This window comes from Brevundimonas sp. (assembly GCF_027484365.1).
GTDB lineage: Bacteria > Pseudomonadota > Alphaproteobacteria > Caulobacterales > Caulobacteraceae > Brevundimonas.
In genome coordinates, this window is sequence record NZ_JAIXTC010000017.1 from 170336 (window position 1) to 190919 (window position 20584).

The following is a 20584-nucleotide window of genomic DNA, read 5'->3' on the forward strand; positions in this document are numbered from 1 at the left end:
AGGCTTCCTCGTCGCCAGGCCAAGAAGGCTTCAGCCTTCGTCTTCAGCGGCAAGCCCCATCATGTGGAAGCCCGCGTCGACGTGGATGACTTCGCCCGTGGTCGAGAAGCCGAGGTCCGAGCACAGCCACAGGGCGGCGCCGGCGACGCCTTCCATCGAGGTGTCTTCCTTCATCGCCGACAGGGCGCGGCCCTGGGCGATCATGCCCCGGCCGCCGGAGATCCCGGCGAGGCTCAGGGTGCGCATGGCCCCGGCCGAGATGGCGTTGACGCGGATGCCTCGCGGACCCAGGTCGCGGGCGATGTAGCGGGTCGCCGCCTCCAGCGCCGCCTTGGCCACGCCCATGGTGTTGTAGTTGGGAATGGCCCGCTCGGAACCGAGATAGGTCATGGTGATCATCGACCCGCCGTTCGGCATGATCTTCGACGCCCGCCGGGCCACGTCGACGAAGCTGAAGCAGGAGATGTTCATGGCCAGCAGGAAACTGTCGCGGCTGGTGTTGTCGATGAACGACCCCTTGAGCTCGTCCTTGTTGGCGAAGGCGACGGAGTGGACGACGAAGTCGATCGTGCCGAACTCGGCCTCCAGAGCCTCAAAGGCGGCGTCCATGGAGGCGTCGTCGGTGACGTCGGCCTGGATCAGCAGTTTCGCGCCGACGCTCTCGGCCAGAGGCCGGACGCGGCGTTCGAGCCCCTCGCCCATGTAGGTGAAGGCCAGTTCGGCGCCCTGGGCCGCCAGCTGGGAGGCGATGCCCCAGGCGATGGAGTTGGCGTTCGCGACCCCCATGATCAGGCCCTTCTTGCCCTTCATGAGTTCGCCTGCGGGCATGTTCCAGCTGGATTCACCGGCCATGGAAAAGTCTCCTCTTTGGCCCGGGTTAGCAGCGGGGCCGATCCACGAGAACCCTCTCCCAGCGGGAGAGGGCTTGAGCGCCTGAGAGCCGCAGGCGATCAGACTTGCGCGAAAGGGTGAGGGATTGTGCCCTCACCGGTTCACACCGAACCCCTCACCCTTTCGGCTGAAGGCGCATCGCTATCGCTCTGCGAGCCTCAAGCCCTCTCCCTCCGGGAGAGGGAAGAAATCAGACCTTCGAGAAGATCACCGTCCCGTTGGTGCCGCCGAAGCCGAAGCTGTTGGACATGACGGTGGTCAGCTCGCCGTCCCAGCGCTGGCGCAGGATCGGCATGCCCTCGAACTGGGGATCCAGATTTTCGATATGGGCGCTTTCCGAGGCGAAGCCGTTCTTGAGCATCAGCAAGGAGTAGATCGCCTCCTGGGCCCCGGCGGCGCCGAGGGAGTGGCCCGTCAGCGACTTGGTCGAGGAGATCATCGGCATGTCGGCCCCGAAGACGGCCCGGATCGCCTCCATCTCCTTGGAATCTCCGACCGGCGTCGAGGTGCCGTGCGGGTTCAGATAGTCGATCTTGCGGTTGCCGGCCTCGGCCAGGGCGATCTTCATGCAGCGCTGGGCGCCCTCGCCCGAGGGGGCGACCATGTCATAGCCGTCGGCGTTGGCGCCGTAGCCCACGACCTCGCCATAGATCTTCGCGCCGCGCGCCACCGCCCGCTCGTATTCCTCCAGCACCACGATGCCGGCACCGCCGGCGATGACGAAGCCGTCGCGGGCCGCGTCATAGGCGCGGGACGCCACCGAGGGGGTGTCGTTGAAGTCCGAGGACATGGCACCCATGGCGTCGAACATGTTCGACATGGACCAGTCGATGTCCTCGCAGCCGCCGGCGAAGACCACGTCCTGCTTGCCCCACTGGATCTGCTCGGCGCCCGCGCCGATGCAGTGGACGCTGGTCGCGCAGGCCGATGAGATCGAATAGTTGATGCCGCGCATCTCGAACCAGGTCGACAGGACCGCCGAGGGGCCGGACGCCATGGCCTTGGGCACGGCGAACGGGCCGATCCGCTTGGGCGCGCCCTTCTCGATCGTGGTCTGGGCCGCCTGCAGAATGACCTGGGTCGAGGGGCCGCCCTCGCCCACGATCAGGCCGATGCGGTCGTCCTTGATCTCTTCGGCGGTCAGGCCGGAATCCTTCAGGGCCTCCTCGAAGGCGATATGCCCCCAGGCCGTGCCGTTGGCGAGGAACCGCGCCGCACGGCGGTCGACCAGCGGGGCCCAGTCCTCGGCGGTCGCGCCGAGGGACGGCGGCGCCCAGACCTGGGAACGGAAGCCGTATTTGATGTGATCGGGGGCCGAGACCACGCCCGACCGGGCACTGCGCAGCGAGGCCGTGACCTCCTCCTGGCCCGTGCCGATGGAGGAGACGATGCCCAGACCCGTGACGACGACACGCCGCATAAGAGTTTCCTTCTCTTGTCAGTCTTGTCCGCGTTGCCCGCGGTTATTGTGTGGTGGTCAGGCGCCGGTAGCGGCTTCACCCGCCTGGAACAGACCGACGCGCATGTCCGTGGCCGTATAGATAGGGACGCCGTCGGCTTCCATAACCCCGTCGGCGATTCCCATGACCAGTCGACGGTTGATGACCCGCTTCAGGGTGATCTTGTAGGTGACCTTCTTCACATCCGGCTGGACCTGGCCCGTGAACTTGACCTCGCCGACGCCGAGCGCCCGGCCGCGACCAGGTCCGCCGATCCAGCCGAGGTAGAAGCCGACCAGCTGCCACATGGCGTCCAGACCCAGGCAGCCCGGCATGACCGGGTCGCCGATGAAGTGGCACTGGAAGAACCAGAGGTCCGGATGGATATCCAGCTCGGCCTCGACATAGCCCTTGCCGTGTTCGCCGCCGTCGCCGTTGATCTCGGTGATCCGGTCGAACATCAGCATCGGCGGGGCCGGCAACTGGGCGTTGCCCGGCCCGAACAGCTCGCCCCGGCCCGAGGCCAGAAGGGCGGCATGGTCGAACGACGACGGATATTTCGAGGTGGTCAAGGCGGGTGCGACTCCGTGGTGTTGCGCCGGGGTTACACGACGGGAGCGGGCGGCTCAACCGGGGAGGCCGGCAAGCCTGGCTGTAGCGAAGCGGGCCCGGAGCGCGAGACTCCGGAATTCAGAGTCCGGGTAGTCCACAGAGTCCAGGTCGAAGGCGAGAGGTTCGGCGGCGATGTCAAAGACCGGAGACAGTGTCGCACGGTTTGGAAGGGGGCCTGACATAAAGCCATGGTTTCGCCGCGAGCATTGAATTCAAGAGAGAATTCGGGCGATGTGTTGATGGGTATCGTCCTTCTTTCGTCATTCCGGGCGAAGAGGCGAAGCCTCGCAGACCCGGAACGAGGCGGCGCGCGAGAGCGCGACCCTGTCGCGCATGCGTTCGCTGACGCATTTCGCCTCCGCTGCGCTACGGCGCCGCCCTGTTCCGGGTCTTCGCTGCGCTCCGCCCGGAATGACGAAAGGAAGTGAGGGAAGTCTGCAACGCGAAAGGGAAGAATCAGCGCGCCTCGCCGGCCTGACGCGAGGCCTCGCACAGGGCGCGGTCTCCAGCGCCGAAGATGGAGTCTTCCGCCACCCAACCCTTCAATTTGCGGGCGCGGACCTCGCACCAGCCGTCCTTGCAGTCGTCCAGCGCAATCACCGAGCGCGGTGAGAAGCGGGCCTTTACGGCCGCGTCTTCGGACCGGCCGGTGCGGATCGGAACTTCCTCGACCGAGGCGTTGAAGGCGCCCCGACGGGCCGAGACCACGCTGCGGTGGACCCAGGCGACCGACCCTTCGGGGTCGCAGATCTTTCGCCATTCGCGCGTTTCGGCGATCACCTGGACCGGCAGGCCAGCGGCGCGGTATTCCCAGAGGATGTTGTAGTCGAGGCCCGGGCCGGTGCGGGCGCGCACTTCCGAGGACTTCAGCGTCAGCCAGCGCGGCACCTCGAGCCCTGTCGGGGTGGGACGGCCGTCCGGCATGGTGGCGCTTGCCCCGACGACCACCGCGAGGCCGAGCAGACCCGCGACGCCGCCGATGCGACGCGAGAGGCTTTGGAAGCGGCTGCGAGACTTGCTAGACACCGGCTTACGACCCGTCCACGCGGGCCCGCCCATGCGCCGCCCCCGAATAATCCAAGGTCCTCATGTCCCACCCCCGGCTTAAGGTCGTCTTAACCAGAAGATTGCCCGACGCAGTCGAGACGCGGATGCGGGAGCTGTTCGACGCCGAACTGAATCTGAAGGACATCCCGATGGATCGGGCGGCGCTGGAGGCCGCGGTCCAGCGGGCCGATATCCTGGTTCCCACCATCACCGACGAGATCGATGCCGCCCTGATCGCCGGAGCCGGGGATCAGCTGAAGATGATCGCCAATTTCGGCGCCGGGGTCGATCACATCGACATCGACGCCGCCGTCGCGCGCCAGATCATCGTCACCAATACGCCTGGCGTCCTGACCGAGGACACCGCCGACCTGGCCATGAGCCTGATCCTGGCCGTCAGCCGCCGCATCGTGGAGGGCGCCCAGGTCGTGGCCGCCGGCAAGTTCGAGGGCTGGACCCCGACCTGGATGTGCGGGCGCAAACTTTGGGGCAAGCGCCTCGGCATCGTCGGCATGGGCCGGATCGGCCAGGCCCTGGCCCGCCGCGCGAAGGCTTTCGGCATGCAGGTCCACTATCATAACCGGAAGCCCGTCTCGGAGCGGATCGTCGAGGAGCTGGGTGCGACCTACTGGGACGATCTGGACCAGATGCTGGCGCGGATGGACGTGATTTCGCTGAACTGTCCGGCGACGAAGGAGACCCACCACCTGCTGTCGGCCCAGAGGCTGGGGCTGCTGCAGCCGCATGCGATCCTGATCAATACGGCGCGGGGCGAACTGATCGACGAAGCGGCCCTGTCGGACGCGGTGGCGCGGCGCGCGCTGTCGGGCGTCGGACTGGACGTCTACGAGAACGAGCCGGCGATCCATCCCGGCCTGATCGGCCTGCCCAATGTCGTGCTGTTGCCCCATCTGGGGTCGGCGACGCTGGAGGCGCGTCAGGACATGGGCGACCGCGTGATCCTGAACGTGATGACCCTCCAGAACGGGCACCGACCGCCGGATCGCGTCATTCCCGCGATGCTCTAGAGTCTGTGGCCGGAATCCAGCGTGATCTGGCCGAAGACGGCGGGGTCAGGGTCATTCCGGGGCGGTCGAAACAATCGGTAACGGCGCGGGTTTTCTGGTCAGCGGGCGCTCTTGTCCCGCGTCACCAAGCGACAGAACCATGATCCGCAAGACCGTTCTTCTGGCCGGCGTCGCCGCCGCCCTTCTGACCGCCGCCCCTGCCCTCGCCCAGGACGCTCCCGCTGCGACCGCCGAGGCGCAGGCCCAGGGTTCGATCCAGCTTCAGCCGGGTTCGAACGTGAAGGGTTCGGACGGCGCTGTGCTCGGGACCCTCGAAGGGGTTCAAAGCAACGCGGCCGGCGAACAGGAACTGACCGTACGCGGCCCTGACGGCGACCTTCGCGGCGTGCCGCTGGGCGGCCTGACCCAGGAGGGCGCCGACGTGGTGGTCGGCTGGAGCTCGGCCGAATTCAACACCGCTCCCGTCGTCGAGGAGACTGCTCCCCCCGCGACCGACGGCATGACGCCGACCCCGGGCGACCCGACCCCGAACCCTGCCCCGGTTCCGGGCGAACCCGAAACCAAGACGGACACGCCGACGGAGCCGGACGGTTCGACCCCGCCCGCGCCCCGGACCTGATGCGCTGACGGCTGAACGAAAAAGGGGCGGCCCGACGGGCCGCCCCTTCCTTTTGTCCGCAGGCGACGGATCAGGCGCGACGCTTGACCAGACCCAGCAGGAACAGCAGCAGGACGGCGCCGCCGAATGCGACCAGCAGTGTCACGAGGTTGAAGCCGCCGACCGCCAGGCCGAGCAGGTTGCCGGCGATGAAGCCGCCGAGCAGGGCGCCGATGACGCCGACGATCAGGTTGGTGACGAGGCCGTGATTACGACCCATGACTTTTTCAGCCAGCCAGCCGGCGACGATGCCGATGACGATCCAGCCGATGATTCCGAGACCCATGTTTTCATTCCTTCCAAGGCTTAGGTGCGCTGAATAATGCGCCTCGCCGGTCAAGGTTGCGGCCCGGCGAGCGAAGAGTTCCACGACCCGCGTTCGCCATCGCTCGCCCGTCACGAGAAGTCGGCATGGTCGTTGCGGCGGTTCAGGCGAGCCGTGCCGCTTTGGCACAGCCCGCTAGAACAAGGGGACTGGGCAATGGCCACCGATATCGACCTTCACCTGGGGCGCCGTCTGCGCCGTCGTCGTCGCCTGCTGGGGCTGACGCAACAACAGCTGGCAATCCAGGTCGGCATCCGCTTCCAGCAGATCCAGAAATACGAGTGCGGCGCCAACCGCATCTCGGCCGCGCGCCTGTGGCAGCTGGCCGAAGCCCTGGAAACGCCGATCAGCTATTTCTACGACGGCCTGGCCGAGGCCATGGAGCGCAAGGAACAGGTCGGCGCCAACGGCGGCGAGATGTTCTCCCGCAAGGAAACCCTCGACCTGATCCAGGCCTACTACCAGCTGGGCGAGCGTCCGCGCCGGCGCCTGCTGGACCTGGCCAAGTCGCTGCACACCGAGGGGGAAGCGGTCGCTTCTTGAGTGGCGAGTGGCGAGTGGCGAGTGGTGAGTGACGAGGGATAGGCGGGCGGCGGACGGGACGAGCTTGACTCGCCGCTCGCCACTCGCCACTCGCCACTCCCCATGACCGAATACGAATCCTTCGCCGTCGAACTGGCCGCCGAGGCCGCCAGGGTGACTCTGCCGTTCTTCCGGGGCGACTACGCCGAGGAGAACAAGGCGGGCCCGGGGGCCTTTGACCCGGTCACCGAGGCGGACAAGAGCGCGGAAGCCGCCATCCGGCGACTGATCGCCAGCCGGTACCCCGACCACGGGGTCATCGGCGAGGAGTATGGAGAAGACCGGCCGGACGCAGAACACGTCTGGATCCTGGACCCCATCGACGGGACGCGCGCCTTCATCGCCGGCCTGCCGTTGTGGACGACCCTGATTGCACTCAGGGCCGGTGGACGATCCACCGTCGGCGCCATCTCCCAGCCCTATATCGGCGAACTGTTCCTGGGCGGGCCTTCGGGCGCCGTGCTGATGAGCCGGGGCGAGACCCGGCCGATCAGGGTCCGGGAATGCGAGAAACTGACCGACGCCGTCATCGCCACGACCGCGCCGGAAATCTTTACGGGCCCGGAACTGGGCGCCTGGACCCAGGTCATGGCCGCGGCGCGCCTGGCCCGGTACGGCTGCGACGCCTATGCCTACGCCATGCTGGCCATGGGCCGGATCGACATGGTCGCCGAGACGGGCCTTAAGCTGTGGGACTGGTCGGCCCTGATCCCGGTCGTCGAGGCCGCCGGCGGCGAGGTCACGAACTGGCGCGGCGAGGCCGTGTCAGGGGACGGCCGGATCCTCGCGGTCGGCGACCCCCGCGTGCGTGAACAGGCGCTCGTCGCCTTCCGGCGCGGAACGAACTAGCCGCCCCCTCCGACCCCCTAGAACGGCAGAAGGTTGCGCTGGCGGCTGTAGGCCATGGTGCCGACATTGGCGCCGAGGCGCAGGCCCACGCCGGTGCGGACGGGCGCCAGGACGATGCCGTCGGCGCGCTGGTAGTTCACGCCCAGGCCGCCGATCAGATAGGCCGTGCCCTCGACGCCCGGGTAGCGGCGGTAGATCGCGTCAGGCGCATAGAGGCCATAGACCAGGGTGAAGACGCGAGAGGCGTTGCCGCCGATGTCCCAGCCGATCGAGGTACCTTGCCAGAAGACTTCCTGGGAGGCGGAGTGGTCCTTCATATGCAGGGCGCCCCGGCCGTAGCGCAGGCCGATGACGGCGGCGCCGGCGCCTTCCTCGCCCGCGATATAGGCGGTGGGCGCGTCGCCCTGGTCGCGGAAGATGCGTTCGATGGCGCCGCCCATGGCCTCGGCTGCGATGCCGAGTTCGCGCGAGCCCGCGGCGACCAGTTCATCGGCCGTATAGGCCTGGGCATTGGCGTCCGAAGCGATCGGATAGTTCGGTTCCGTCGGCTGGCGGGGCGTGGAGGCGCAGGCGCCCAGCGCGGTCGTGGCGGCGGCGGCGAAACCGGTCTGGATCAGGTGGCGGCGGTGCATGGCGGTGTCCCGAAAGAGGTGCGGCCCGTTCCCCCGGACCTGATCTCAGGGTCGCCGGGCTTTGCGTCAGCCTTGGGGCGGCAAGGTTAACGGGACCTTACGGTTTCCTCGCCACGGCCGGTCTCGCTGGCTTCGGCGTCAATGCTTGCCGGTTCTGGCCGACAGCCAGTCCATGAGAGCCAGCAGCACACCGGAGATCACAAAGGTCAGGTGGATGATCACCAGCCAGTACAGATGGCTTTCGTTGAACGGCGCCTCGGCACCGGGCGCGCCGATCTCCATGAATTGTTTGAGCAGATGGATGCCCGAGATCGCCACAATGGAGGCGATCAGTTTCATCTTCAGGCCGGAGAAATCGACCGTGCCCATCCAGGACGGGCGGTCCACATTGTCTCCGATGTCCAGCTTGGAGACGAAATTCTCATAGCCCGAGAACATGACGATGAGCAGGAGATTGCCGGCCAGAGACAGGTCGATCAGCGTCAGGACGACCAGGATCGACTCCTCGGCAGTCATGACGAGGACCTGCGGCAGATAGTAGATCAGCTCGCGTACGAACACGATCGTCAGCATGGCCAGCGAGACCACCAGCCCGAGGTACATCGGGGCCATCAGCCAGCGCGAGGCGAACAATCCGTGCTCGAAGCGGGTCTCAATTTCAGGCTTGGGCATCGTCAGCTCCGGAGCGTCCCGCCGACCTTTGCGGCGGCGGTGACAATCCGGCTTGAGAGTGCCTCGATCTCGACCTCGGTCAAGGTCGCTTCGCGGGGCTGGAGGACGACCTCAAGCGCCACCGATTTCGAGCCCTCGGCCACGCCGGCGCCGCGATAGACGTCGAACACCCGGACCTCGGCGATCAGGGCCTTGTCGGCACCCTGTACGGCGCGGACGAGGTCGCCCGCCGGCTTGTCGTCCTCGACCACGAAGGCGAAGTCGCGGGTCAGGGGCATCAGGTTGGGCAGGTCGGCATTGCCGCGGGCCTTGGTGGTTCCGGCTTTCGACCGGGGCTCCGGCACGGCGTCGAGAACGATCTCGAAGGCCAGGATCGGGCCGTCGGCGTCCAGCGCCTTGAGCACGCGTGGATGGACCGCGCCGAACTCGGCGACGACGGTCTTGGGACCCAGCTGGAGGCGGGCCGAGCGGCCGGGGTGCCACCAGTCGCGGTTCTGGCCCTGGGCCAGTTGCAGGGAGGCGGTCGGGGCGCCGATGGCGTCGAGAACGGCGGTCAGGTCGGCCTTGAGAGCGAACAGGGCGTCGTCGCCCGAACCGGCCCAGTGGCGGGCGGCGCGCGGGGAGATCAGGCCGGCGATGACGGTGCGCTGGTCGTTCGGCTGGTCGCCGAGATAGATGGGGCCGATCTCGAACAGGGCCACGTCGCCGTGACCACGCGCGGCGTTGCGGGCGGCGGCCTGGATCAGGTTCGGCAGGGCCGAGGGCCGCATGCAGTCGAGGTCCGAAGCGATCGGGTTCTCGAGCACCAGACGGTCGTCGCCGCCGCCGAAGAGGGCCGCGATCGACTGTTTCGTGAAGGACCAGGTGACGGCCTCGGCATAGCCCAGGGCCGCAAGGGCGCGACGGGCAATGCGGACGCGGGCCTGCCGCGGGTTCAGGACGCCCTTCGACGGCGAGCCCTGGTCCGGGAGAGGGGTGTTCGGCAGGTGCTGGAAGCCGTGGATGCGGGCCACCTCCTCCACCAGATCGGCCTTGCCCTCGACGTCGCGACGCCAGGACGGCGGGGTCACGATCCAGGGCTTGTCAGACCCGGCGGGGGCCGCCTGGACGAGGAAGCCGAGCTGGCCGAGGATCGTGCCGATCCGGTCGTCCTCCAGATCCATGCCCGACAGCTGTTTCACATAGGCGGGGTCGAAGGCGAACGGCAGCGGGTTGGCCGGGTGCTCGCCGGCCAGGACGATCTCCGACGGCTCGCCGCCGCACAGGTCGAGGATCAGGCGGGTGGCCAGTTCGATGCCGGGGACGACCGAGGCCGGATCGACGCCGCGCGCGAACCGGTACTGGGCGTCGGAACTGATCGTCAGCAACCGACCGGTCTGGGCCGTGACGATGGGGTCGAACCAGGCGGATTCGAGGAAGACGTCGGTCGTTTCATTGGAACAGCCGGTCGACTCGCCGCCCATGACGCCGCCGAGGCCGATCGCGCGCTCGCCGCCCGCGTCGGCGACGACGCACATGGTCGGGTCGACGCTGTAGGTCTTGCCGTCCAGGGCGAGCAGATGTTCGGGCTCGCCGGTACCGGAGGCGATCTGCCCGGGGCGGACCACGATCTCCGAACCGACCAGGCTGTTCAAGTCATAGACGTGCAGCGGGCGGGCGCGGTCGTAGGCGATCAGGTTGGTGACGTCGACCAGACGGTTGATCGAGCGCAGGCCGATGGCCTGGAGCCGGGTCTGGAGCCAGGCCGGGGACGGGCCGTTCTGCACGCCGCGGATCACCCGGCCGGCGAAGACCGGACACATCTCCGGAGCCTCCAGACGCACCGAGACCGGCGAAACGAAGCCGCCCTTCACCATGGCGATGTCGTAGTGTTTCAGCTTGCCGAGTCCGGCGGCGGCCAGGTCGCGGGCGATGCCGGCGACGCCCAGCCAGTCGGGGCGGTTGGGGGTGACCTCGAAGTCGATGACCGGCTCGGCCCCGAACAGCTTGGCGACCGGCGTGCCGACCGGGATTTCCGGTGGCAGTTCCTGGATGCCGTCGGATTCATCGGCCAGCTGCAGTTCGGAGGCCGAGCAGAGCATGCCGTTGGAAACCACGCCGCGCACGGGCTTCTCGACCAGGGTGACGCCGAGGCCCGGCACGTATGCGCCGATGGGGGCGTAGATGGTGGTGAGGCCCGCGCGCGCGTTCGGGGCGCCGCAGACGATCTCCTTCATGCCGTCGACGGTCTCGACCTGGCAGACCTGCAGGCGATCGGCGTCCGGATGCCGGGCCGCCGAAACGATCTTCGCGACCGTGAACGGCGCCAGGGCTGCCGTCGGGTCCGCGACATGCTCGACCTCGAGCCCGGCCATGGTCATGGCCTCGGCGACGGCGTGGACGTCGGCGTCCGTTTCCAGATGGTCCTTGAGCCAGGACAGGGTGAATTTCACGGGATCAGGCTTTCGGTGAAGTCGAGTGCGGGCGCGTCAGCCGACGCTCTTGATGGCGAGGATCTCGCCGAGGATCTGTTCGTTGCCGGTGAAGCCGAGGGCGTGGAACTCGCAGTTCCGGAAGGCGCAGTTGATCACCGGGATCGCGCCGATGGCCATGTTGCGCACCGGCCGCAACACCATATTGCCGATGTCCCCCTTGGACTCGCCGAAATTCACCGCGTCAAACGTCGTGCCGGGCAGGATCAGCATGATCGCCGGGCCCTCGATGCGGCAGCCCGTGAAGGTGATGCCGTCGATCATCGACCGCCCGGTCCTCAGATGGTGGGCGAACAGGTCGTACAGCGCCAGGTCCTCGTCGACGAAGGCGCGCCGGGAGATGTCTGTGGTCGGATTCAACGGGCGGCCGAGGCCGGTCATCGGCAGCCGGGAGGGATCGACAAAGGTCATGGCAGGTCCTCAGCTCAGGCCGGAGGCCGGGTTCGGGGCGGCGAAGGCGGAGAAGCCGTAGTGGGCCAGCCAGCGGATGTCGGCCTCGAACATCGGACGCAGGTCGGGCACGCCGTATTTCAGCATAGCCATACGGTCCACGCCCATACCGAAGGCGAAGCCCTGCCACGCGTCCGGGTCGATGCCGCAGGAGCGCAGGACGTTGGGATGGACCATGCCGCAGCCGAGGATCTCCAGCCAGTCGTCGCCCTCGTTGAGCACCAGCTTGCCGCCCGAGCGGTCGCAACGGATGTCCATCTCGGCCGAGGGCTCGGTGAAGGGGAAGTGGTGCGGGCGGAAGCGGGCGTCAACGCCGTCCAGCTCGAAGAAGCGGGCGACGAAGGTTTCCAGGGTCGTCTTGAGGTGACCCATGTGGATGTCCTTGCCGATCACCAGACCCTCGATCTGGTGGAACATCGGGGTGTGGGTCGCGTCGGAGTCCTTGCGGAAGGTGCGGCCGGGGGCGACGATCCGGATCGGTGGTTGCTGCGACAGCATGGTCCGCACCTGAACCGGCGAGGTGTGGGTACGCAGGACCTTGCGCTCGCCCGTCTCCGGGTCGGGCTTGAGGAAGAAGGTGTCGTGCATCTCCCGCGCCGGATGTTTGGGCGGGAAGTTCAGGGCCGTGAAATTGTGGAAGTCGTCCTCGATGTCCGGCCCCTCGGCGACGGCGAAACCCATCTCGGCGAACAGGGCGATCATCTCGTCCATGACCTGCATGGTCGGATGGACCCCGCCCTTGCGACGCGCACGGGCCGGCAGGGTCAGGTCGACACGCTCGGTCAGCAGGCGGGCGTCCAGTTCGGCGGCTTCCAGTTCCGACTTCCTGGCGGCGATGGCGGCGGAAACCCGGTCGCGCAGGCCGTTGATCATGGGCCCCTGTTCGCGGCGCTCATCGGGGCTCATCGCCCCCATCCCCTTGAGCAGGCCCGAGATCGTCCCCGTCTTGCCGAGGGCGGCGACGCGCACGGCCTCGACCTCGGCGACGGTGGTCGCGGAGCCGATGGCGTTGATCAATTCGAGTTCGAGGACGGCGAGATCGGTCATGGTGCGGACGCTCTAGCGGCCCGGCGCGCATTCGTCACGTCCGGCGGGCGCGAAAGCCGTCAGGGCGCGACCGTCCCGGCCGCGACCGCCGCCGCAAGGTCCTCGACCGTGCCCGCATTGGCGGCGACGATCCAGGCGGGCGGGTCCGGCTCCCAGCGGATGGGCTTCCCGTCGGTCTGGGTCCAGCGATGCAGCCAGGAGATGCCGTTCCGGCGCACATAGGTGTCCGGGTGGGCGTAGATCGGGTCGGTCAATGCCTGGTCGAGGCTGACGAAGCTGTAGCCGCGCGCGCGGTACAGGGCGTCGATCTGCGGATACCAGTCGAGGTTAAGGCTGTTGGCATGCAGCAGCAGGACCTGGGCCGGTTCCCGCCCGCCCGTAATCTCGGCGCTATAGGGTTCGAAATGGTCCAGCACCGTGGCCATGAAGGCCAGATAGGCCTGGCCCACCCGCTGTTTGAGGGCATCGTCGCCCAGTTGTCCGGCCTTGCGGTAGACGTCGGCGAACATCCAGTCGACGTTGTCGATCGTCACCGGCGCGATGACATAGCCGCGCCCGGCCAGACCCGCCGCGATGGCGTCGTGCTTCTCCTGGGTGTCTCCGGTGAAGAGATAGGGGTGCCGGAAATACCGCAGCGTCCGGCCACGCGCTTCCAGGACCGCACGGAGCGCGGGCGCGCCGGCGTCGGTATCGGCGAGATAGGCCTCGGGCGTGATCTGGTGAATGTTGACGTGGTTGGCCGTGTGGTTGCCCAGGTCGATGCCCGCGTCGAGCCAGGCGTTCAGGATCTCCGGCAGCAGCGTCCCCGCCTCGGCCTCGCACACCTTGCCGGTATTGACGAAGGCAGTGGCGTGGCTGTCGAGCGGCTCCAGCATGGCGAGGAAGTCGCGGGTCAGGGCCATGGCCTGGACCGGGTCACAGAGCGCTTCCGCAGACGCCTGATAGGGCAGGTCGTCGAAGGTGACGGCGACGGTGCGCGTCTGGGCCGCGACGGGACCGGCCGACAGCACGGCGCACAGGCCGAGGATCAGGCGTCTCGGGATCATGGGCGGCCCTCCGGTTCGGAAGCTATCCTTAGCCGCACAGGCCGCAAACGAAAACGCCCGCCCCGGGATCCGGGACGGGCGCTTCGAACGTCTCTGACCGAAAGGTCCTACTTCAGGGCTTCGCGCACCTTGGCGGCGATTTCCGAGAAGCCGACGCCGTCCATGGCGATCGCGGCCAGGACCTTGCGGTCCAGCTCGATGCCGGCCTTGGACAGGCCGTGGATGAACTGCGAGTAGGTGAAGCCTTCCTGACGGGCGGCGGCGTTGATGCGCTGGATCCACAGGGCGCGGAAGTTGCGCTTGTTCGTGCGACGGTCGCGGTAGGCGTATTGCCCGGCGCGGTCGACGGCGGCCTTGGCCGTGCGGATGGTGTTCTTGCGGCGACCCGAGAAGCCCTTGGCCTGTTCGAGAACCTTCTTGTGCCGGGCGTGGGAAACTACGCCCCGTTTGACGCGAGCCATGTCGCTATCCTTTCAAATTCAATACGATGAGGAGATCAGGTCTGCCAGCGCCGATCAGGCGTAGGGCATGTAGGACTTGATCTTCTTGGCGTCGGCGTCGGCCATCAGGGACGTGCCGCGGTTCTGGCGGATGTATTTGGAGTTGTGGCTGATCAAGCGGTGACGCTTGCCCGCAACCCCGGCCTTAACCTTGCCCGTCGCGGTGAATTTGAAGCGCTTTTTGGCGCCAGACTTCGTCTTCAGTTTGGGCATTTCAGTTCCTTTTCGTGGGCGATCGTGCTTCGGACTGCTTGAGCCCGATGTCCGATCCCCTGGATTTAAGAACCGCCCAGGCATGCCTGTAAGCCCGGCGGTTCGTTACGCGAAGGCGCGGTCCCTATCGGAACCGGAGACGGAAGGCAAGAAGAGTCGCAATTCAGGGCGCGTCGGGAGGGTTTTGTTCCTCGAGAAAGGCGACCGTCGCCTCAAGCATCTGACGGCGGGTGGCGGCCTGGGACAGGTTGTGATCCTCGCCCTCGAGAGCGATCATCTCCACGGGTTTTCCGGCCGCGCGCAGGGCGCGTTCCATCCGGACGCTCTGATCGAACGGCACCACCGTGTCGCGGCGACCGTGGATCAACAGGACGGGTGCGTCCGCCTGGGCCGCCAACCGGGCGGGAGAGCGATCGTTCAGGCGGCTGTCGCCCGACCCCTCGGCGCCCATGAACCGGTTCCAGTAGCGAATGATGGGATTGCGCGATTCAGCGCCCGAGCCCTGCTGGCGCACTTCCGATTCCAGCATGGCCGGAAGGTCCGAAACCCCCGCCATGGAGACCGCACAACGATAGATGCCGTTCTCGAGCGTCACGCCGGCCAGGGCCGCATAGCCGCCATAGCTCCAGCCGACGATGCAGACACGGTCCGGATCAATCAGCCCCTGGTCAGCGAGATATCGGACGCCGTCCGAGACATCGGTCTGCATCTTGCGGCCCCACTCCCCGTAGCCGGCCTGCAGGTGGGCTTCGCCCAGACCGCTGGAGCCCCGGAAATTCGGCTGCAACACGGCATAGCCGCGAGACGCCAGGCTCTGGGCGAGCCAGTCGAAGTCGAGATAGTCCCGTGACTGAGGTCCTCCGTGCGGAAGAACCACCAGCGGGAGTCGGCTTACCGGCACGCCCGAAGGCACGGTCAGATACCCGGGAATGGTCAGTCCGTCGGCGGCCGCATACCGGATCGCCCGGACCGGTCCGACCTGGTCGTTGGGCACGCCGGGGTAGGCGCGGCCGACGACGCTCACCCGGCGCGCCGGCGCGTCATAGAAATAATAGGTGCCTGAGTCGCCGATCGTCCCCACGCCGACGGAATAGGCGATGACCTGATCGTAGCTTTCGCTGAACGAGGTCAGGCTGACGCGGCGCTCACGCAGGCCCTGACTGAGGACGGCGCTGGCCGCCTCGATCTTGGGCTCGAAATACACCCAGTTGACCGTGTCGCCGCCGACCCCCAGGGCCAGCAGACGACCGCGACGGTCGTAGAGGACATTGTCCGGCGTGCCTGGCAGGTCGATGCCCTCGCGCCGCGTCCCGTCCGCCAGCGCCAGTTCCAGAAGAACGTCCTTGCCGTCCTCGGTGACGCTGACCATCACACTGTCGCCGTCGGGGCCGAAGCCCCAGACGCTCGGCTCGTCGATGAGTTCGGTCCGCTCGAAAATCTGCTTCCAGCCCAGCCCGTCCGGCACGCTCAGGCGTGTCCGGCCCGATGCAGGATCGCGCGCGATCCGGAGGGCCGGTTCGCCGTCCTGGCGCAGCAGATAGCCGGAGGTGTCGCGCTCACCCTGGGCCACCCGCACGCCCCGGCCGCTGTTCAGGTCGACGCGGTAGATGTCGAGGGTATAGGCGTTGCGATCATTGGTGACGGCTTCCACGAACAGGGCCGGCTGTCCGCGATGGACACCGCGGGAGTAGCCGTAGGTCGCGTTGATCACGGGCCTGTCAGCGGTCCTCAGGGCGCGTGCGACGCCCTGGGTGCGCACATTGACGATATCCATCTGCGGCTGTTCCGACGCGCCGATCGTCAGCCCTCCCTCGTAGACGCTGGAGAGGATGCCGACATGGTCCGGGGACAGCCAGGTCAGGCCGGTGGCCTTGCGGTCACTCACATCGACCGTGGTGACCAGCTCGCCGGTCAGGGTCTGGACGATGACTTCGGACCGGTCTTCGATGCGGCGCAGATAGGCGATGGTCGAGCCATCGTCAGACAGCCTGACCAAGCCCGTGGCCGGCAATGCCGCGTAGGCGGTCAACGGGGGCGTCTGGGCCGGGCTCGCCGGGGTTTGGGCCGACTGGGCCAGGACCGGAGCGGCCGTTCCAAGACACAGGACCAGACAGGCGGCAGCCGCCATCATCACGCGCATGACCGATCTCTCCAGGATGGCATCATAATCGGCGAGGGTCGCCCACCGGCAAGCCTAACGCAACCCAAGGACGAAGCGCATCCACATTTAACGTCGGGCGACCCGCCGTGTCACTGACAGACGACCGTCATGGGCCTGAGGCGGACACTTGCTGGCCCGCCGCCTGACTCCGCCTCAGCGCCCTCCCCGCGTTGACGGCGATGATGGCGGCCGGAACCGTCAGGGCCGCCCCGACGAGGAAGGGCCAGTCGTGGCCGAGGCCGGAGAACAGGGCGCCGGCGAACAGCGGGCCGAAGATGCGGGCGATGGACCCCGTGGCCATGTTCAGCCCCAGCATGGCGCCCTGGCGGTCCGGCGGAGTCGCCCGGGAGATCATGGCCGAGATGTTGGGCATGGCCATCGACATGCCGCAGGCCCCGAGGGCCATAATGATCGGAATGCTCCAGCCCTGGACGATCGGCAGGGTGAAGGCGCCGAGATCGAGGGTGAAGGCCGGGAACCAGGCGACCGGGGCGAGGACCTGCAGCACCAGGGACCCGCCGAACAGCAGCATCCCCGTGGCCAGGACCCGCGTCTCGCCGAACCGTCTGGCCAGTTTGCCGGTGAAGACGCCCTGGTTCAGGGCCGAGACGATGCCGACGATCATGAAGCTGAGCCCGACCTCGCGCGCGCCCCAGGCGTAGCGAGCCCCGGCCCACAGTCCGAACACGCTCTCCATCGCCGAAAAGCCGGCCATGTAGATGAGGGTGACCAGAAGGACCCGCGACACGACAGGATCGGCACGAGCGTCGCGCAGGCCGGACATGAACCCAGGACGAGGGACGGCGGGATCGGCCTTGGCCCGGCTCTCCTTCAGGAACACGACCACGCCCACCGCCGCGAGCGCGGCCAGGGCCGAGGCGACGAAGATCGGCAGCTGATAGCCGATGTGGCCCAGCTGCGGCTGGGTCAGGATTCCGCCGAGGCCGGGCCCGACGATGAAGCCGAGGCCGAAGGCCGCCCCGATCATCCCCATCCGCCCCGCACGCTCGGCCGGAGGCGTGACGTCGGCGACATAGCCCTGAACCGTCGAGATGTTGCCTGCGCCGAGCCCCGTGAACAGCCGCACCGCCACCGCAAGCCAGATGTTCGGCACGAAGGCCAGCGCCAGATAGCCGAGGGCGTTGGACACGAGGGTGATCAGAAGCACGGGCTTCCTTCCGATCCGGTCGGACAGCCGGCCCCAGAAGGGCTCGGCGAAGAATTGGCCGAGGGAATAGGCCGCGAACATCACCGTGATCTGCCACGGCTCGGCGTTCAGGCTCTGGGCGAAGAACGGCAGCAGGGGCACCACCAGGCCGAACCCGACCAGGTTGATGAAGACGATCAGGAACAACATCGCCAGCGCCGGGGCTTTGGCTTTCGGAGCGGATGCGACGGGCGGAGCGGACATGGAGCGTTACTAGGCGGGACGGCGCCGGACGTCGATGCCCCGGCTCATCCGGGTGGGTTGTGGACCTCCAGGAAGCGGGCCGTCTCAAGCAGCCTGCGCGGCCGGGGGTCGGCGCGGGAATGCCAGTGATCCTCGCCGGTCAGTTCAACCCGCGCACGGGCTTGCGCGCCGGGTGCAGCGCCGCCCTGGATCAGGCGCGCTTTTCGTCCGTATACGACATAATGTCTTTGAAAATGCTGCAAAAATTTCAAGAACGGCAAAGCCGGCATTAAGGCGCGGCTCCTATGTTTCGCATCGCTAAGGAGCACCCATGGCCCGTATCGGCGATTTCGTGGAGAGAGTGCAGCCGGTCTCGCCCGAGACTCCCGGCTCGGTGGTGTTCGACCGGTTCCAGAACGAACCCAACACCCTGGCCATCGCGGTCGTCGATCCCGATGGACGCCCGCTGGGCCTGATCGAGCGCAACGCCTTCACCCTGAAGATGGCGGCCGAGTTCGGACGGGCCCTCTATGCCCGCCGTCCCGTGTCCGGCCTGATGGACGCCAATCCGCCCTTTGCCGAAGCGAGCGCCAGCGCGGAGACCTTCTTCCGCACAGTCGACGCTGCAGAACTGAACATGCTGCTGCGCGGCTTCATCGTGGTCGAGAACGGCCTCTATGTCGGCGTCGGCGCGGGGGTGCAGATCCTGCAGGCCGGCGCGGCCCTGTATCGCAGCAAGGCCGAGGAAATGGGACTGCTGGCCCGAAACCTGGCGATCGCGGAGGCCGAGGCCCAGGCCTCCAGCCGGGCCAAGTCCGAGTTCCTGGCGGTGATGAGCCACGAGATCCGCACCCCGCTGAACGGTGTGCTGGGCGTCGCCGGCCTGCTGCAGAGGAAACTCGAACAGCCGGAACTCCGCCCCTATGTCGAAACCATCCTGGATTCCGGCCAGACCCTGTTGAGGCTTCTGACCGATGCCCTGGACATGTCCCGGGCCTCGGCCGGTATTCTGAGCATCGATCCCGCCCCCCTGCGCATCGACGACGTCGGCGCCGATCTGGAAGCCCTGTGGCGGCCCCGGGCTGAAGAAAAGGGATTGATCCTGACCGTGGCCTGCGACACCGCCGGGGCAGATTGGGTCATGGCCGACGCCATGCGCATCAAGCAGTTGCTCAACAATCTGATCGGCAATGCGCTGAAGTTCACCCAGGTCGGCGAGGTCGTCGTGACCCTGGCCTCGCGCCTCATGGACGGAGCCGTGCGGCTGGACGCCATCGTCGACGACAGCGGTCCGGGCGTGCCCGACGATGCGGCCGTCACCATCTTCGAGCCGTTCAACACCGGTCAGGCGGGGCGCGAGGGCGCCGGCGCCGGACTGGGTCTGGCGATCTGCCGCCAGATCGTCGAGCGCATGGGCGGGACGATCGATCTGACCCGGTCGCCACACGGCGGCGCCCGCTTCCGGTTCGCCCTGACCCTGGCGGACTGCGGCCCCGAGCGGCGTACCGCGGTGACGGCCATCGCCGAGCCGACCCCGCACGAGACCCTGCATGTGCTGGTCACCGACGACAACGCGGCCAACCGGTTCGTCGCCACCCGACTGCTGGAGATGTTCGGCTGCACCCACGAGACGGCCGAGAACGGGGCCGAGGCGGTGGAAGCGGCTTCGGCGCGACCGTTCGACCTGATCCTGATGGACATCAAGATGCCGGTGATGGACGGCGTCGCCGCGACCCGCGCCATCCGGCGCCTGCCCGGCGACGCCGGACGCACGCCCATCCTGGCCCTGACCGCCAACGCCGACCCACGCGATGAGGCGGACTATATTGCGGCCGGCATGAACGGCGTCGCCCAGAAGCCGATCCAGCCCGACGCCCTGCTCAACGCCATCCGCCTGGCGCTGGGGTCTGAACCGGCGATCGAGGCGGAAGCCGTCGCCGCTTGAACGCAAAACGCCCCGGGCGATGCCGGGGCGTTTCAGTCTTGCTGCTCTATCGCGCGTTCGCGCGACTTGAGCCGACTATTTCGGCGCCAGGATCATGATCATCTGGCGGCCTTCCATGCGGGGCGCATATTCGACCTTGGCGATTTCGTCGAAGTCGGCCTGGACCTTGTTGAGCAGTTTCATGCCCAGTTCCGGGTGGGCCATCTCGCGGCCGCGGAAGCGCAGCGTCACCTTGACCTTGTCGCCCTCGTCGAAGAAGCGGTGCATGGCCTTGGCCTTCACCTCATAGTCGTGGGTGTCGATGTTCGGGCGGAGCTTGATCTCTTTCAGCTCGACGACCTTCTGGCGCTTGCGGGCCTCGGCCTTCTTCTTCTGCTCCTGGAAGCGGAATTTGCCGTAGTCGAGAATCTTGGCGACGGGCGGTTCCGACGTCGACACGATCTGAACCAGATCCATGCCCGCCTCCTCGGCGGCCTCCAGCGCGGCGGAGGTCGGCATGACCCCCTGCTTCTCGCCGTTCTGGTCAATGAGCAGAACGCGCGGGGCGCGGATATCGTGGTTCATGGGCGGCCCGTCCTTGACGGGCGGCGATTGCATCGGACGGCGAATGGGCGTCGTTTCCTTGT

At 67.4% G+C, this 20584-nt stretch carries 21 protein-coding genes; 5 read left to right on the forward strand and 16 right to left on the reverse strand.

Features of this window, described 5'->3' with window-relative positions:
• Window positions 1–30 precede the first annotated feature (30 nt).
• The 4 genes from Q0044_RS07760 to Q0044_RS07775 form a co-directional block, all read right to left on the reverse strand.
• Window positions 31–828, reverse strand: a complete 798-nt coding sequence (locus Q0044_RS07760) for an enoyl-ACP reductase FabI (RefSeq protein ID WP_298161363.1) — start codon at window positions 826–828, stop codon at window positions 31–33.
• 253 nt (window positions 829–1081) lie between these two features.
• Complete coding sequence (fabB, locus tag Q0044_RS07765) at window positions 1082–2311, reverse strand: beta-ketoacyl-ACP synthase I (protein WP_298161304.1); 1230 nt, start codon at window positions 2309–2311, stop codon at window positions 1082–1084.
• A 57-nt stretch (window positions 2312–2368) separates the two neighbouring features.
• Window positions 2369–2902, reverse strand: a complete 534-nt coding sequence (gene fabA / locus Q0044_RS07770; protein WP_298161305.1) for a 3-hydroxyacyl-[acyl-carrier-protein] dehydratase FabA — start codon at window positions 2900–2902, stop codon at window positions 2369–2371.
• A 496-nt stretch (window positions 2903–3398) separates the two neighbouring features.
• Entirely contained in the window at window positions 3399–3968 is a 570-nt protein-coding gene (locus Q0044_RS07775) for an SH3 domain-containing protein (protein ID WP_298161306.1), read from the reverse strand.
• Between the two features lie 62 nt (window positions 3969–4030).
• Here Q0044_RS07775 and Q0044_RS07780 point away from each other — a divergent pair, with 62 nt between their 5' ends.
• Together Q0044_RS07780 and Q0044_RS07785 are read left to right on the forward strand one after the other, a co-directional pair.
• Complete coding sequence (locus Q0044_RS07780; RefSeq protein ID WP_298161307.1) at window positions 4031–5017, forward strand: 2-hydroxyacid dehydrogenase; 987 nt, start codon at window positions 4031–4033, stop codon at window positions 5015–5017.
• A gap of 139 nt (window positions 5018–5156) precedes the next feature.
• Window positions 5157–5636 carry a superoxide dismutase gene (locus tag Q0044_RS07785; protein ID WP_298161309.1) on the forward strand — a complete coding sequence of 160 codons (480 nt, stop codon included), beginning with the start codon at window positions 5157–5159 and terminating at the stop codon, window positions 5634–5636.
• 70 nt (window positions 5637–5706) lie between these two features.
• Here the strand turns inward: Q0044_RS07785 and Q0044_RS07790 are convergent, their stop codons facing one another.
• Window positions 5707–5961, reverse strand: coding sequence for a GlsB/YeaQ/YmgE family stress response membrane protein (locus Q0044_RS07790; RefSeq protein WP_298161310.1), 255 nt, complete (start codon window positions 5959–5961; stop codon window positions 5707–5709).
• A 195-nt stretch (window positions 5962–6156) separates the two neighbouring features.
• On the opposite strand from Q0044_RS07790, the gene Q0044_RS07795 reads away from it, so the two are divergent.
• The gene (locus Q0044_RS07795; protein ID WP_298161311.1) at window positions 6157–6543 is read left to right on the forward strand and encodes a helix-turn-helix domain-containing protein; all 387 of its coding nucleotides are present in this window, start codon (window positions 6157–6159) and stop codon (window positions 6541–6543) included.
• 102 nt (window positions 6544–6645) lie between these two features.
• Window positions 6646–7431, forward strand: a complete 786-nt coding sequence (hisN, locus tag Q0044_RS07800; RefSeq protein WP_298161312.1) for a histidinol-phosphatase — start codon at window positions 6646–6648, stop codon at window positions 7429–7431.
• A 17-nt stretch (window positions 7432–7448) separates the two neighbouring features.
• Here hisN and Q0044_RS07805 read toward each other — a convergent pair whose 3' ends face one another.
• The 10 genes from Q0044_RS07805 to Q0044_RS07850 all read right to left on the reverse strand — a co-directional run bounded on the left by Q0044_RS07805 (window position 7449) and on the right by Q0044_RS07850 (window position 18034).
• Window positions 7449–8063, reverse strand: coding sequence for a DUF1134 domain-containing protein (locus Q0044_RS07805; protein WP_298161313.1), 615 nt, complete (start codon window positions 8061–8063; stop codon window positions 7449–7451).
• A gap of 138 nt (window positions 8064–8201) precedes the next feature.
• Window positions 8202–8735, reverse strand: a complete 534-nt coding sequence (locus Q0044_RS07810) for a TIGR00645 family protein (protein WP_298161314.1) — start codon at window positions 8733–8735, stop codon at window positions 8202–8204.
• A gap of 2 nt (window positions 8736–8737) precedes the next feature.
• Window positions 8738–11167, reverse strand: a complete 2430-nt coding sequence (gene pheT, locus Q0044_RS07815) for a phenylalanine--tRNA ligase subunit beta (protein ID WP_298161315.1) — start codon at window positions 11165–11167, stop codon at window positions 8738–8740.
• Between the two features lie 36 nt (window positions 11168–11203).
• Entirely contained in the window at window positions 11204–11617 is a 414-nt protein-coding gene (locus Q0044_RS07820; RefSeq protein WP_298161316.1) for a hypothetical protein, read from the reverse strand.
• 9 nt (window positions 11618–11626) lie between these two features.
• Window positions 11627–12703: a phenylalanine--tRNA ligase subunit alpha gene (pheS, locus tag Q0044_RS07825; protein WP_298161317.1), complete on the reverse strand. Its 1077-nt coding sequence runs from the start codon at window positions 12701–12703 to the stop codon at window positions 11627–11629.
• Between the two features lie 59 nt (window positions 12704–12762).
• On the reverse strand, window positions 12763–13749 hold the full coding sequence (locus Q0044_RS07830) for a polysaccharide deacetylase family protein (protein ID WP_298161318.1): 987 nt from the start codon (window positions 13747–13749) through the stop codon (window positions 12763–12765).
• 107 nt (window positions 13750–13856) lie between these two features.
• Window positions 13857–14210, reverse strand: a complete 354-nt coding sequence (rplT, locus tag Q0044_RS07835; RefSeq protein WP_298161319.1) for a 50S ribosomal protein L20 — start codon at window positions 14208–14210, stop codon at window positions 13857–13859.
• A gap of 54 nt (window positions 14211–14264) precedes the next feature.
• Window positions 14265–14462, reverse strand: coding sequence for a 50S ribosomal protein L35 (rpmI, locus tag Q0044_RS07840; RefSeq protein ID WP_298161320.1), 198 nt, complete (start codon window positions 14460–14462; stop codon window positions 14265–14267).
• Between the two features lie 163 nt (window positions 14463–14625).
• Complete coding sequence (locus tag Q0044_RS07845; protein WP_298161321.1) at window positions 14626–16602, reverse strand: alpha/beta hydrolase family protein; 1977 nt, start codon at window positions 16600–16602, stop codon at window positions 14626–14628.
• A 127-nt stretch (window positions 16603–16729) separates the two neighbouring features.
• Complete coding sequence (locus Q0044_RS07850; protein ID WP_298161322.1) at window positions 16730–18034, reverse strand: MFS transporter; 1305 nt, start codon at window positions 18032–18034, stop codon at window positions 16730–16732.
• Window positions 18035–18344: 310 nt separating this feature from the next.
• On the opposite strand from Q0044_RS07850, the gene Q0044_RS07855 reads away from it, so the two are divergent.
• Window positions 18345–19958 (forward strand): ATP-binding protein, encoded by a 1614-nt coding sequence (locus Q0044_RS07855; RefSeq protein ID WP_298161323.1) that lies wholly within the window; start codon window positions 18345–18347, stop codon window positions 19956–19958.
• 75 nt (window positions 19959–20033) lie between these two features.
• On the opposite strand, the gene infC is transcribed toward Q0044_RS07855, so the two are convergent.
• Window positions 20034–20555 (reverse strand): translation initiation factor IF-3, encoded by a 522-nt coding sequence (infC, locus tag Q0044_RS07860; protein ID WP_298161324.1) that lies wholly within the window; start codon window positions 20553–20555, stop codon window positions 20034–20036.
• Between the last annotated feature and the right edge of the window lie 29 nt (window positions 20556–20584).